General features: G+C 64.4%; 13 protein-coding genes. 10 read left to right on the top strand and 3 right to left on the bottom strand.

Annotated features, from left to right (window positions below):
- Window positions 1-4 precede the first annotated feature (4 nt).
- The 3 genes from hypB to MSM1_RS04270 all read left to right on the top strand — a co-directional run bounded on the left by hypB (window position 5) and on the right by MSM1_RS04270 (window position 2,941).
- Window positions 5-895, top strand: a complete 891-nt coding sequence (gene hypB / locus MSM1_RS04260; protein ID WP_213440327.1) for a hydrogenase nickel incorporation protein HypB — start codon at window positions 5-7, stop codon at window positions 893-895.
- Window positions 896-977: 82 nt separating this feature from the next.
- The gene (locus tag MSM1_RS04265) at window positions 978-2,051 is read left to right on the top strand and encodes a class 1 fructose-bisphosphatase (RefSeq protein WP_213440329.1); all 1,074 of its coding nucleotides are present in this window, start codon (window positions 978-980) and stop codon (window positions 2,049-2,051) included.
- 5 nt (window positions 2,052-2,056) lie between these two features.
- Window positions 2,057-2,941: a phosphoribulokinase gene (locus MSM1_RS04270; RefSeq protein ID WP_213440331.1), complete on the top strand. Its 885-nt coding sequence runs from the start codon at window positions 2,057-2,059 to the stop codon at window positions 2,939-2,941.
- Between the two features lie 58 nt (window positions 2,942-2,999).
- Here the strand turns inward: MSM1_RS04270 and MSM1_RS04275 are convergent, their stop codons facing one another.
- The 3 genes from MSM1_RS04275 to MSM1_RS04285 are packed head-to-tail and all read right to left on the bottom strand — an operon-like array spanning window position 3,000 to window position 5,483.
- Window positions 3,000-3,602 (bottom strand): alpha/beta fold hydrolase, encoded by a 603-nt coding sequence (locus MSM1_RS04275; protein WP_236054739.1) that lies wholly within the window; start codon window positions 3,600-3,602, stop codon window positions 3,000-3,002.
- A 5-nt stretch (window positions 3,603-3,607) separates the two neighbouring features.
- The gene (locus tag MSM1_RS04280; protein WP_213440332.1) at window positions 3,608-4,033 is read right to left on the bottom strand and encodes a ribulose bisphosphate carboxylase small subunit; all 426 of its coding nucleotides are present in this window, start codon (window positions 4,031-4,033) and stop codon (window positions 3,608-3,610) included.
- Between the two features lie 19 nt (window positions 4,034-4,052).
- Window positions 4,053-5,483: a form I ribulose bisphosphate carboxylase large subunit gene (locus tag MSM1_RS04285; RefSeq protein ID WP_213440333.1), complete on the bottom strand. Its 1,431-nt coding sequence runs from the start codon at window positions 5,481-5,483 to the stop codon at window positions 4,053-4,055.
- Window positions 5,484-5,675: 192 nt separating this feature from the next.
- Between MSM1_RS04285 and MSM1_RS04290 the strand changes: the two genes are divergently transcribed.
- The 7 genes from MSM1_RS04290 to MSM1_RS04320 all read left to right on the top strand — a co-directional run bounded on the left by MSM1_RS04290 (window position 5,676) and on the right by MSM1_RS04320 (window position 12,978).
- Window positions 5,676-6,674 carry a class I fructose-bisphosphate aldolase gene (locus MSM1_RS04290; RefSeq protein WP_213440335.1) on the top strand — a complete coding sequence of 333 codons (999 nt, stop codon included), beginning with the start codon at window positions 5,676-5,678 and terminating at the stop codon, window positions 6,672-6,674.
- Between the two features lie 29 nt (window positions 6,675-6,703).
- A complete protein-coding gene (gap, locus tag MSM1_RS04295; protein ID WP_213440337.1) occupies window positions 6,704-7,741 on the top strand; it encodes a type I glyceraldehyde-3-phosphate dehydrogenase in 1,038 nt (345 codons plus the stop codon).
- A gap of 41 nt (window positions 7,742-7,782) precedes the next feature.
- Window positions 7,783-8,367: an IS607 family transposase gene (locus MSM1_RS04300; protein WP_213440338.1), complete on the top strand. Its 585-nt coding sequence runs from the start codon at window positions 7,783-7,785 to the stop codon at window positions 8,365-8,367.
- A gap of 1 nt (window position 8,368) precedes the next feature.
- A complete protein-coding gene (gene tnpB / locus MSM1_RS04305) occupies window positions 8,369-9,748 on the top strand; it encodes an IS607 family element RNA-guided endonuclease TnpB (protein ID WP_213440340.1) in 1,380 nt (459 codons plus the stop codon).
- Between the two features lie 170 nt (window positions 9,749-9,918).
- Window positions 9,919-10,689 carry a hypothetical protein gene (locus MSM1_RS04310; RefSeq protein WP_213440342.1) on the top strand — a complete coding sequence of 257 codons (771 nt, stop codon included), beginning with the start codon at window positions 9,919-9,921 and terminating at the stop codon, window positions 10,687-10,689.
- An 88-nt stretch (window positions 10,690-10,777) separates the two neighbouring features.
- Window positions 10,778-12,028 carry an IS256 family transposase gene (locus MSM1_RS04315; RefSeq protein WP_213441407.1) on the top strand — a complete coding sequence of 417 codons (1,251 nt, stop codon included), beginning with the start codon at window positions 10,778-10,780 and terminating at the stop codon, window positions 12,026-12,028.
- Between the two features lie 65 nt (window positions 12,029-12,093).
- The gene (locus MSM1_RS04320) at window positions 12,094-12,978 is read left to right on the top strand and encodes a hypothetical protein (RefSeq protein ID WP_213440344.1); all 885 of its coding nucleotides are present in this window, start codon (window positions 12,094-12,096) and stop codon (window positions 12,976-12,978) included.
- The last annotated feature ends 89 nt before the right edge of the window (window positions 12,979-13,067 follow it).

Genomic DNA, 13,067 nt, shown 5'->3' on the forward strand with positions numbered 1-13,067 from the left:
CGACATGGGCCGATTCCACAGGCATGACCATGACCACGACCACGAGCACGGCCATGACCACGACCACGAGCATGAGCACGGCCTCCCACACGGCCATGATCATGATCATGGCCACGAGCACGGCCACGCGCACAGCCCTCAGCATGATCACGGTGACGCCATAGGATCGGCCGCCCTCGGTGATCACTCCGGCTATCAAACCGGAGCTGAGCGGATCGTGGTCCTCGAGCGGATCTTCGCGGAAAATGACCAGACCGCCGCCGCCAACCGCCGCGACTTCGACAATGCCGGCGTCGCTGCGGTCAACCTGATGTCCTCCCCGGGAGCCGGGAAAACAGCGGTGCTGCAGGCGACCCTGCGTCGACTGCAGGGTCAGGTGCGCATCGGTGTCATTGAAGGCGACATCGAGACCAGCCTCGATGCCGACCGGCTCGACGGTTTCGGCGCGGCTGTCGCGCTGATCAACACCGCCAACGGATTCGGCGGCGAATGCCACCTCGATGCCCCGATGGTGCGGTCTGCGGTTCCACGGCTGCCGCTGTCGGAACTGGACCTCGTGATCATCGAAAACGTCGGCAACCTCGTATGCCCCGCTGAATTCGAGGTCGGTGAGCACGCCCGCGCGATGGTGTACTCGGTGACCGAGGGTGAGGAAAAGCCGCTGAAGTATCCGGTCATGTTCCGCTCGGCCGACGTGGTGCTGGTGAACAAGGTGGACTTGATCCCGCACCTGGACTTTGACACGCAACTCTTCTATGCGAATCTGCGGGCCGTGAATCCCCGCGCCACAGTGATCGAAACGAGCGCACGAACCGGACTCGGTCTCGATGCGTGGTGCGACTGGCTGCTGGCCATGCGTGCGGCCCGGGGCATGCCGAAGGCGACGGCAACCTGATGCGCTGACAGTCGGCAAAACACCCACGTTCCCACCCAAAAGGGGGATGGCCGGGAGCGTCCGCTTGGGCATCCTGTTAGCTATGTTTGCCGAGCACACCACGCTGGTGCAGTTTCTGATCGAGGAGCGCCGGCGTCATCCCGAGGCATCCGGTGACCTCAATGGCTTGATCCTCAACGTGGCGTTGGCGTGCAAGGCGATCGCGAACCGGGTCGCCGCAGGGGCCCTGGCCGGTGTGCTGGGCTCGGCAGATCACACCAACGTGCAGGGCGAGGTGCAGCACAAGCTCGACGTGCTGGCCAACGACGACTTCTTGCGCGCCACCGAATGGGGCGGGCAAGTCGCCGGGATGGTCTCCGAGGAGTTGGAGGAGCCTTACCTACTGCCGGCCCAATACCCCAGGGGTAAGTATCTGCTGGTGTTCGACCCACTGGACGGCTCGTCAAACATCGACGTGAACGTGTCTGTCGGCAGCATCTTTTCGATCCTGCTGGCGCCCAACCCCGGCACGGATGCGCGACCGCAGGATTTCCTGCAACCGGGTACTCGGCAGGTGTGCGCCGGGTATGCGATCTACGGCCCGTCGACCATGCTGGTGCTTTCGGTAGGCACCGGGGTTCACGGGTTCACCCTGCACCCGACGCTTGGTGAGTTCATCCTTACCCGGGAGTCTATTCAGATTCCACCCACAACAAAGGAATTCGCGATTAACGCCTCTAATCAGCGGTTCTGGGAGCCGGCTGTGCAACGCTACGTGCGCGAGTGCCAGGCTGGCCGGTCCGGGCCGCGTCGCAAGGACTTCAACATGCGCTGGGTAGCGTCGCTGGTGGCGGAGACCCATCGGATCTTGACCCGCGGCGGGGTGTTTCTCTACCCGCGCGACTCCCGGGATCCGGCCAAACCCGGCAGGTTGCGGCTGTTGTATGAGGCCAACCCGATCGCCTTTCTGATCGAGCAGGCCGGCGGTGCCGCGAGCACCGGACGCGGCCGTATGCTCGAGGTCGTTCCCATGGATGTGCACCAACGCATCGCTTTCATCTTCGGCGCCCGCGAGGAAGTCCAGCGCATCGAAAGCTATCACGGGGAGGCTTACGAAGCGCCGAATTCCTGGCCGCTGTATGGAACTCGCGGCCTGTTTCGTTCTCCCGCCGATTAGCAGCGATGTCACGCAAGCACCCCATCATCTCGGTAACCGGATCCTCCGGCGCCGGCACCACGTCGGTGATGCGCACCTTCCAGCAGATCTTTCGCCGTGAGGGTGTCACGGTCGCGTACGTTGAAGGAGACAGCTTCCATCGCTACGACCGTGCCGGGATGAAAGCGGCCATGGCCGAGGCGCATGCCCGGGGCGATCATTCTTTTAGCCATTTCGGCCCCGAGGCGAACCTTTTCGAAGAGCTGGAAGAGTTATTTCGCGTTTACGGTGAGACGGGTTCGGGGAAGGTCCGCAAATACCTGCACGATGAGGAGGAAGCCGAGCCCTACGGGCAACCGCCAGGCACTTTTACGGCGTGGGAGCAGCTGCCCGCCGGTACCGATATGTTGTTTTACGAGGGCTTGCACGGCGCCGTCGTGACCGACACCGTCGACGTTGCTCGCCACGCCGATCTGCGTATCGGCGTCGTTCCGGTGATCAACCTGGAATGGATTCAGAAATTACACCGCGACAAAACCGTTCGTGGATACACCGAAGAAGCGGTGACCGACACCATCCTGCGCCGAATGCCGGACTACGTCAGATACATATGCCCGCAGTTCTCCATGACTGACATCAACTTTCAACGAGTTCCGATGGTTGACACATCAAACCCATTCATTGCCAGGACGATTCCCACCGCCGACGAGTCGATGCTGATCATCAGGTTTCGCAACCCGCATGGCATCGATTTCCCCTATCTATTGTCCATGCTGCACGATTCGTTCATGTCGAGGGCGAACACAATCGTCTGTCCCGGCGGCAAGATGGATCTTGCGATGCAGCTCATCTTCACCCCCATGATCCTGCGGCTTGTCGAACGGCGCAACGCCGAACTCGCTGTCCGCTAAGCGACCTCGCTGTCCACTAAACCTAGGCGACCGGACCATCTCATTCTCAACTGCTGACTCAGCCAGGCCAGGTGTGCCTGCGTAGCAGGATCTCGGTGACGAGTTGAGTCGCGAAATGCCGGGAGCCACGCCATCCGGCCAGTTCCCTCAGCCGGAATTCGCCATGTACACAACGTCTGCTTGCCCGGGCAACCGCATCGGCCGCGCAGCTGCTAACCAACGCCGTAGTGTCAGCGTGGACGTCGGGACAACGCTCATCGCGGATCACACCGTTCACGTCGGCTACCCGCGGATGTCCGGCGTCGATCACTACCAGTCCGGTGAAGCGATCGTGGTAGGTCGCGGCCAGCTCCCACGCCAACGCGCCACCGCCCTGGTCGCCGACGAGCACGGCTGCCCTCACCTGCAGTGCGTCGAGGATGCCGGCCGCCGACTTGGCCGTCAGGCGCCGGTCCGCTGTGATCAGCACGGTTCGTAGCCTTGCCACGTGTAGCCGCCGGCACACCGCTTCATGCCATGACGTCGTTTGCTCAGGATCATCGAAAATGACAACGTGACGGCCATGCTCAGGCCCTTGTAAACTGACCGGAATCCGGGCGCCGTCGACCGTGTCGAGGTGTGTCACCGGTCTTGGCGATGTCGGCATAACCGCAGCGGTCATAGCGGTCATGATGAGGCGTAGCGCTCACCGGCGGGTTGTCGTGTCGCGTAAGCGAACGTGGTGTATTGGATGTGGCGGTCGTTGGCTTCGGCGCGGTCGAGCCGGAAACCTGGTTCCGCGGCCGGCCGTTGCACGATGAATGACAACGCGGTGGTCTGTCGCCCCAGGCTGGCGTCGTAGGCGTTGAGCCGCACATAGGCGTTGGGATAGGCGTTGCGGCAGGCGTTGACCTCCGCCAGCACCCCTGCGGGGTCTTTAAGATCGAACATCGGCAACCCCCACATCTCCCAGTAGGTGTTGCGTGGATGAGGGTCGTCGGTGAATTCCACCGACAACGGCCACCCGTTGGACAGGGCATAGCCGATCTGTGCGGTGATCTCCTCGTCGGTGAAATCCGGTAGATAGGAAAAGGTGCCCTGGGTGATGCGCATAATTGGTTCTCCTGTGCTGTCAGACGACCGTCGGGGTCGCCACGACGTCGGGGGTATCGGTGGATTCGTAGTTGAAGCTGATGTCGCCCCAGGTGGCCAACGCGGTGTCCAGCGCGCGGTTGCGCGACGCGGCCTTTTTGAGGATGTCCAGACCTTCCTTGTAGTAGTCGCGTCCCTCGTTGCGGGCCTTGATCATCGCCTCGACCGCGACCCGGTTGGCCTCGGCCCCGGCCGCGATCCCCATCGGGTGACCGATGGTGCCGCCGCCGAACTGGAGCACCACGTCCTCACCGAGATAGTGCAGCAGCTGATGCATCTGCCCGGCGTGGATACCCCCCGAGGCGACCGGCATGACACCGGGCATCGACGCCCAATCCTGGTCGAAATAAAGGCCCTTGACCGGGTCTGCCTTGACGCTGCCGAGCCGCAAGGTGTCGTAGAAGCCCGCGGTGGTGTTGGGGTCGCCCTCGAGTTTGCCAACAACGGTGCCGGCGTGGATGTGGTCGACGCCGGCCAGCCGCATCCACTTGGCGATCACCCGGAAGCTCACACCGTGGGACTTCTGTCGGGTGTAGGTGCTGTGCCCGGCGCGGTGCAGATGCAAGATCACACCGTTGGCGCGGGACCATTTCGCCATCGACTGGATCGCGGTGTAACCGATCGTCAGGTCGATCATGATGATCACCGAGCCGAGCTCCTTGGCAAAATTGGCCCGCTCGTACATGTCCTCCATGGTGGCCGCGGTGACGTTGAGGTAGTGGCCCTTGATCTCGCCGGTGGCGGCCTGCGCGCGGTTCACCGCCTCCATGCAGAACAGAAAGCGGTCCCGCCAGCGCATAAACGGCTGCGAGTTGATGTTCTCGTCGTCCTTGGTGAAGTCCAGACCGCCGCGCAGCGCCTCGTACACCACCCGGCCGTAGTTACGTGCGGACAAACCCAGTTTGGGTTTGGTGGTCGCACCCAGCAGCGGCCGGCCGAACTTGTTGAGGTACTCGCGTTCCATCACGATCCCGTGCGGCGGGCCCTGAAATGTCTTGACGTAGTGCGCGGGAATGCGCATGTCCTCCAAGCGCAGCGCCTTGAGCGCCTTGAACCCGAACACATTGCCGATGATCGAGCTGGTCAAGTTGGCGATCGAGCCCTCCTCGAACAGGTCAAGATCGTAGGCGATCCACGCGATGAACTGTCCGGGAGCGTTCGGCACAGCCTCTACCCGGTAGCACTTGGCCTGGTAGTGCTCATAGGTGGTCAACCGGTCGGTCCACACCACCGTCCAGGTGGCGGTGCTGGATTCGCCGGCGACCGCGGCGCCGGCCTCTTCCGGGGGCACACCCGGCTGCGGAGTAACCCGGAAAGCACACAGCACATCGGTGTCCTTGGGTTGGTAGTCGGGTTGCCAGTAGCCCATTTCGGCGTACGGAATGACGCCGGCGTTCCATCGATCTGTCATATTGGGAATGCTGCCAGCCGATTATGTAGATGTCTATCGGGTATTCTGCATCGATACTAAAGCTTTTACTTAAGCGTCGACTTAAGCGTCGGATTCACCCGACGCATCCACCTCCTAGGTGAGGCCCGTCGCCGCTAAGCCGGTTACCGTCCGTGCAAGGATCTGAGGACCACCGATCGGAGGACGACGACAATGACGACTTGCCGGCAAACCGCGGCACGAATGATGGCGCTCGGCAAAGGGATTCTGGCTGCCGATGAAAGCATCGGCACCATGTCGAAGCGACTGCAGGAGGCCGGCGTCGAGCCGACAGCCGAAAACCGCCGCAGCTATCGGGAGCTGCTGGCGACGGCGCCGGGGCTCTCTGACGGCATCTCGGGCATCATCTTCTGCGATGAGACACTGCGCCAAACCGTGAGCGATGGAACACCTTTCGCACATGCGGTGCATGCGTTGGGCATCCTGCCCGGCATCAAGGTCGACACCGGCGCCAAGCCCTGCCCCGGTTTGCCCGGCGAGACCGTCACCGAGGGCTTGGACGGGTTACCTGGCCGACTGGCCGAATATGCCGCGATGGGCGCGGCATTCGCCAAATGGCGCGCGGTCTTTGCGATCACCGCCGGCACGCCGTCCGCCGGGGCGATCCGCTCCAACGCCAACGCTCTGGCGCGCTATGCGGCCGCCTGCCAGGAGGCGGGTCTCGTCCCGATCGTCGAGCCGGAGGTGCTGATGGACGGTGACCACACCCGCGACGTCTGCCGAGACGTCACCGAGAAAGTGCACGCGGCCGTGCGGGCCGAACTTGCCTTGCTTAACGTCGATTTGGCCGGCGTCGTGCTCAAGCCGAACATGGTCCTCGAGGGCGAGGATTACCGCGGCCGGCGCTCCACGCCGCAGGAGGTGGCCGAGGCCACCGTGGATGTGCTGCGGGGATGGCCCGATGATCTGGCCGGGGTGGCGTTCCTGTCGGGTGGCCAATCCCCGCAGCAAGCTACCGCCAACTTCGAGGCGATGCAGCGGCACAAGACCCCGTGGCCGCTGACGTTTTCGTTCGGCCGCGCTCTGGTGTCGCCGGCGCTGACGGCGTGGCGCGGCGACCCTGCCCGGGTAGCCGCGGGTCAGGCCGCCCTCATGGACCGCGTCACCGCCAACGCGGCCGTGGCGCGGATGCGCGAGCGGCACGTTGCCTGAGCGCGCGGGCAGCGATTAGGGGTATCACGGTGACGATCCGAGTAGGCATCAACGGCTTCGGCCGCATCGGACGCAGCTTCTTCAGGGCGCTACGGGCGCAGCAGGACCAGGGCATCAGCACCGATGTCGAGGTGGTGGCCGTCAATGACATCACCGACAACGCGACGTTGGCCCATCTGCTCAAGTTCGACTCGATCCTGGGCCGGCTGCCGCACGACGTCGGCCTCGAAGGCGCGGACACCATCGTTGTCGGCACCTCCAAAATCAAGGCGCTGGCCGTGTCCGAGGGCCCAGCGGCTATGCCGTGGGGCGAACTCGGTGTGGACATCGTGGTCGAGTCCACCGGCCGCTTCAATGACGCCGCCACGGCCAAGGGCCACCTGCAGGCTGGTGCCAGCAAGGTCATCATCTCCGCGCCGGCCAGCGACCCGGACATCACGATCTGCATGGGCGTCAACCACAGCCAGTACGACGGCAGCCAAAGCATCATCTCCAACGCGTCGTGCACCACGAACTGTCTTGCCCCGCTAGCCAAAGTGCTGCACGATGAGTTCACCATCGTCAACGGGCTGATGACCACGATCCACGCCTACACCCAAGACCAGAACCTGCAGGATGGCCCGCATAAGGATCTGCGCCGGGCCCGCGCTGCCGCGCTGAACATCGTCCCGACCTCGACCGGCGCGGCCAAAGCGATCGGACTGGTGTTGCCGGAACTGCAGGGCAAATTGGACGGTTACGCGCTGCGGGTGCCGATCCCGACCGGCTCGGTCACCGACTTGACCGCCCAGCTCGGGAAATCGGCCGGCGTGGAGGAGATCAACGCAGCGTTCAAGGCCGCCGCCGAGGGCCCGCTCAAAGGCATCCTGAAGTACTACGATGCCCCGATCGTGTCAAGCGACATCGTCACCGACCCCCACAGCTCGATCTTCGACGCCGGCCTGACCAGGGTGATCGACGGCCAGGCCAAAGTGGTGTCGTGGTACGACAACGAGTGGGGCTACTCCCACCGCCTAGTCGATCTGGTGGCCCTGGTGGCCAGAGGGCTGTCAACTGTTGCGGGTTGAGTGGTCGGTAGTTGTCGGTGGTGTGCTGTAGGAACAGGGGTGTGAATCTGGCGGTGTGGGCTGAGCGCAACGGTGTTGCGCGGGTGGCCGCGTATCGCTGGTTCCACGCCGGGCTGTTGCCGGTGCCGGCGCGGCGAGTGGGTCGGCTGATTGTGGTGGATGAGCCGATCGGCGCGGCTGGCCGAAGATCACGCACGACCGTGTACGCGCGCGGCTCCTGGGCTGATCAGAAGGCTGATTGGGATCGGCAGGTGGCGCGGGTGACCGCGTGGGCCACCGCCCAACAGATCCCGGTCGACACGGTGGTGACCGGGGTTGGTTTCGCGCTCAACGGGCACCGCCGGAAGTTTCTCGCCGTACTGGGTGACCCGACGGTGAGTCGGATCGTGGTCGAGCGCCGGGACCGGTTCTGCCGGTTCGGCTCGAAGTACGTGCAGGCGGCGCTGGCCGCCCAGGGCCGTGAGCTGGTGGTGGTCGATTCGGCTGAGGTCGATGACGACCCGGCGCGGGATATGAGCGAGATCCTCACCAGTATGTGCGCTTGGTTGTATGGCAAACGCGCTGCGCAGAACGGGGCCAAGCGCGCGCTGGCGGCCGCGGCGTCCGACGAGGTGGGGGTGGCCTGAGATGCCGCGTTTTGAGGTGCCCGACGGCTGGTGTGTGCAGGCGTTCTGTTTCACCCTGGACCCGAACGGGGGCCAGGCCCGCGCGCTGGCGCGGCATTTCGGGGCCCGCCGCAAGGCCTACAACTGGGGCGTCGCCACGCTGAAAGCCGATATCCGGGCGTGGCACGCCGCCGGTGTTAAGACCGCGAGGCCCTCGCTGGGGGTGTTGCGGAAACGCTGGAATCAGGTCAAAGACGAGGTGTGTGTCAACGCCGAGACGGGCCAGCCGTGGTGGGGTGAGTGCTCCAAAGAGGCCTACGCGGACGGGATCGCCGCCGCGGTGGACGCCTACTGGAACTGGCAGAGCTCCCGATCGGGCAAACGCGACGGCAAGCCGATGGGCTTCCCCCGGTTGAAGAAGAAAAGACGCGACGCCGACCGGGTGAGGTTCACCACCGAGGCGATGCGCGTCGAACCCGACCGCCGGCATGTCGCCTTGCCGGTGATCGGCACTGTCCGCACTCATGAGAGCACCCGCCGCATCGAGCGACTCATCGCCAAGGGCCGCGCGCGGGTGCTGGCGATCAGCGTGCGGCGCGACGGCGCCCGACTCGACGCGAGCGTTCGGGTGCTGGTGCAGCGGCCGATTCAGCCCGGCGTGGCGCTGCCCGAGTCGCGGGTCGGTGTCGACGTCGGGGTGCGCCGGCTGGCGAGCGTGGCCAGCGCCGGCGGCGGCGTGATCGAACAGGTGGCTAACCCGCGCCCGCTTGGCGCGGCGCTGCGCGAATTACGGCGGGTGTCGCGGGCCCGTTCACGCTGTGTGAAAGGCTCCCGCCAATATCGTGAGCGCGCCACGCAGATGTCTCGGCTGTATCGCCGGGTCAACGATGTCCGCACCCATCACCTGCACGTTCTGACAACACGATTGGCCAAAACCCACGGCCGGGTCGTGGTGGAAGCATTAGACGCCGCCGGGATGCTGCGGCAAAAGGGCCTGCCGGGGGCTCGCGCCCGGCGGCGGGGACTCTCCGATGCTGCCCTGGGCACCCTGCGGCGGCATCTGTCCTACAAGGCTGGCTGGTACGGGTCACGGCTGGTGGTCGCTGACCGCTGGTTCCCGTCGAGCAAAACCTGCCGCCTTTGTGGGCATGTGCAGGACATCGGATGGGACGAAAAGTGGCAATGTGCCACGTGTTTGGCGGTCCATCAGCGCGATGACAACGCCGCGATCAACCTCGCGCGCTACGGGGAAACCATTAGCGTCGTCGGCCCAGTTGGGGCCGCCGTCAAGCGTGGAGCCGACCGTAAGACCCGGCCTGGCCGGGCAGGTGGCCGTGAAGCGCGGAAGGGACGCGGCCGCAAGGCCGCCGAACAACCCCGAGACGGGGTGCAAGTCGCGTGACCACTAGCCGGGCTTCGCCCCATCCCGGCGGGCATGTTGTCTGGTGGCGCTTTGGGGGCTCCGACCCGGGCGGGATGAAGACCCTGGTCGATTGGTGTCGATCGGGTGTATGAACCGCATAACGCGGTTGGTAGGCCAATGCTGGCCGCCCGTCCGAACCGGAGCCCATCATGACCGTAGCGCGCAGTGCCGGTGATGTCTTGTCCGAACACACGCTGTTCGAGGTCGAGTCCATCGACCGGGTGTATCTGAACGTGTGGATGCCACGGTTGTCCTATGGCGGCGGGGTTCAGGGCTTCTTCGTCGGCCACCGGGGCCACCACTACGCCTCCACTGCGTTGATGGATCCGATGACGAAGGCGTTCGTCGCCGATATCCACGGTTTCGTTGCTGCGCGGGGCCTGGAGGTGGTGTCGTTCGGCAAGGAACGCAAAGACGATTTGGCCCAGCGGTTCCTGGCCCGGTTCACCGATCCGGAAGGGGTCCTGTTCGTGGGCCGGGCCCAGGAGAAGGCACTGGTCTGGCGTACTCAGCGCCGCTACAGCCGCGACGGTTCTTCCTACGCATGGCTCGTGCGATCCACCGCGTTCGTCAACCACTTCTATTTCTACTGCGTCGATGAGGACTTCGGCCCGTTCTTCATCAAGTTCTGCACCTACTTCCCCTACACCGCCAAGTTGTGCATCAACGGAAACGAATGGGCTAAACGCCAGGCCGCCAAGGCGGGGATCGCATTCGAAGCCCTCGACAACGGGTTCGCCTCGGTCGCCGACGTCGACCGGCTGCAGGCGATCTGCGACAGTCTTGGCCCCGACCAGATCGAGGCGCTGCTACGTAAATGGCTGCGGATCCTGCCCAACCCATTCACCGATGAGGACATCACCGCCGGGCTACCGCTACGAATTGAGTTGCGTCCAGGGAGGTGGTGTACGACCCGCTGATTAGCGGGTGTGTCGCAGCCCAGTAGAGGGCGGTCATCGCGTGATCCTTCGAAACGACGGATCAAGTCACCCGAAGGAGAACAACGCGATGACCAACCACCACCCTATCGATGTTGAGAAGCTGTTGGAGGAGCAACTCGCCGCGGCGAGCCCGGATTTGCTGCGGGCGCTGTCGTCGACGTTTATTCAGGCCCTGATGGGCGCGGAGGCCGACGCGGTGTGCAGCGCTGGCTATGGGCAACGTAGTCCGGGTCGCACCAATCGGCGCAACGGGTATCGGCCTCGGGATTTCGATACCCGCGTCGGCACGATCAAGCTGGCAATTCCCAAGTTGCGCCGGGGGAGCTATTTCCCGGACTGGCTGCTGGAGCGGCGCAAGCGGGCCGAGCGGGCGCTGACCAGTGTGGTGGCGACCTGCTATCTGCTCGGTGTGTCCACCCGGCGCATGGAGCGCCTCGTCGAATCCCTCGGCGTGACAAGCCTTTCTAAATCGCAGGTCTCGGTCATGGCTGCCGAGCTCGATGAGGCGGTGGAGGCGTTTCGCACCCGCCCACTGGATGCCGGCCCCTACACGTTTGTGGCCGCGGACGCCCTGGTGCTCAAGGTGCGCGAGGGCGGGCGGGTGGTCGGGGTGCACACCCTGATCGCCACCGGCGTCAACGCCGAGGGCTACCGCGAAATCCTGGGCGTGCAGGTCACCTCCGCCGAGGATGCAGCGGGCTGGTTGGCGTTCTTCCGCGACCTGGTGGCTCGCGGGCTGTCCGGGGTGGCCCTGGTCACCAGTGACGCCCATCCCGGGCTGGTCGAGGCCATTGGCGCCACCTTGCCCGGAGCGGCCTGGCAGCGCTGCCGCACCCATTACGCGGTCAACCTGATGACCGTCACCCCGAAATCGTCCTGGCCGTGGGTGCGCACCCTGCTGCACTCGATCTTCGACCAGCCTGACGCGGAATCTGTTGCAGCTCAGTATGATCGAGTACTCGACGCGCTGAGTGGCAAGCTGCCGAAAGTGGCTGAGCACCTTGATGCCGCCCGCGCCGAGCTGCTGGCGTTCACCGCCTTCCCCAAACAGATCTGGCGCCAGATTTGGTCGAATAATCCCCAGGAGCGGCTCAACAAAGAGATCCGGCGCCGAACCGACGTGGTGGGCATCTTCCCCGATCGCAGTGCGATCATCCGCCTCGTCGGCGCGGTGTTAGCTGAACAGCACGACGAATGGATCGAAGGCCGCCGCTACCTTGGCCTCGACGTGCTCACCCGATCCCGCGCAGTGCTGGCCACCACCGACCAACCGGTCGATGACCAGTCCGGCACCACCACGCCGGCATTGATGGCCTAAACTCCCACCCGAAGGGTCACGCATCGAGCGAACTCATACACCACCACTCCGGACTTGGCCACGAATTGTCGATTCTGCAGGCCGAATTCTCGCTGACCCAAATGCTGGACCGCCCGGTGTCGGGCCGGATCTTCTTCGAGCAGGTCATCCGCGACAATCTCGACATCGGCCGACCCGACCATGTCTCGTTGATCTTCAACCGCCGCATCGTGGGCAGCGGCAAACGCAAGACCCCGGGCCAGTTTCGCACCCGGGTGATCACCGACGGTGTCGTCCCGTCACTGCACGTGGACTACAAGACCAGCAAAGTCAAGCAATACCAGAAAGAAGGGAAAGCGCTGCGCACCGAAACCACCATCAACAATCCCCGCGACTTCGGTATCTGCAAACGGCTGACCAGCCTGCCCGACCTGCGGCAGCTCGGCTTTTCGGCCAACCGGCGCCTGCTCGGCGTCCAAACCATCAGCCACGACCCGATCCGCGGCGCCAAAACATTCACCGACCTGACCACACCAGTCTTCACCGACTCCGGTACCCGCATACCCGGGCTGCGTTTCGGTGACATCCAAGTACACGCCCTGCTGCAGGTTTTGCTCGTCCACCGGCTCCTGGTCCACGGCTTCACCAGCCGTGACCTGCGCACCCTGATCGCGCCCCTGCTCGGCAAGACCGCCGAACACATCACCGCCGGCCAGATGACCTACGACCTGCGACGCCTGCGCGCCCACGGCCTCATCCAACGCGTCCCCCACACCCGCCGCTACACCGTCACCGCAACCGGACTGCAACACGCATTCTTATTCACCCGCGTCCACGACCACCTGCTGCGCGCCGGACTCGCCCAGGCCAGCGACCCCAGCCCACCGCGAAAATCCAAGCTGCACAACGCCTCCCGCGCATATCAAGCCGCCATCGACGAACTCACCCGACAGGCCCTACACGCCGCCTGAGCATTCGCGACTCGTTCGCCATACTTGACTCAATATTCACGGCGAGGACGCCTAAGCTAACTAGCTAAAGATCACTCACTTGCAACGGC

The sequence above is a fragment of the Mycobacterium sp. SM1 genome (genome assembly GCF_018361265.1).
Lineage (GTDB): Bacteria > Actinomycetota > Actinomycetes > Mycobacteriales > Mycobacteriaceae > Mycobacterium.

Bases quoted from the DNA above. Each gene is read 5' to 3' on its own strand.
- hypB (WP_213440327.1), top strand. From the start codon at position 5: ATGGGCCGATTCCACAGGCATGACCATGACCACGACCACGAGCACGGC.
- MSM1_RS04265 (WP_213440329.1), top strand. From the start codon at position 978: ATGTTTGCCGAGCACACCACGCTGGTGCAGTTTCTGATCGAGGAGCGC.
- MSM1_RS04270 (WP_213440331.1), top strand. From the start codon at position 2,057: ATGTCACGCAAGCACCCCATCATCTCGGTAACCGGATCCTCCGGCGCC.
- MSM1_RS04275 (WP_236054739.1), bottom strand. From the start codon at position 3,602: ATGACCGCTGCGGTTATGCCGACATCGCCAAGACCGGTGACACACCTC.
- MSM1_RS04280 (WP_213440332.1), bottom strand. From the start codon at position 4,033: ATGCGCATCACCCAGGGCACCTTTTCCTATCTACCGGATTTCACCGAC.
- MSM1_RS04285 (WP_213440333.1), bottom strand. From the start codon at position 5,483: ATGACAGATCGATGGAACGCCGGCGTCATTCCGTACGCCGAAATGGGC.
- MSM1_RS04290 (WP_213440335.1), top strand. From the start codon at position 5,676: ATGACGACTTGCCGGCAAACCGCGGCACGAATGATGGCGCTCGGCAAA.
- tnpB (WP_213440340.1), top strand. From the start codon at position 8,369: ATGCCGCGTTTTGAGGTGCCCGACGGCTGGTGTGTGCAGGCGTTCTGT.
- MSM1_RS04310 (WP_213440342.1), top strand. From the start codon at position 9,919: ATGACCGTAGCGCGCAGTGCCGGTGATGTCTTGTCCGAACACACGCTG.
- MSM1_RS04315 (WP_213441407.1), top strand. From the start codon at position 10,778: ATGACCAACCACCACCCTATCGATGTTGAGAAGCTGTTGGAGGAGCAA.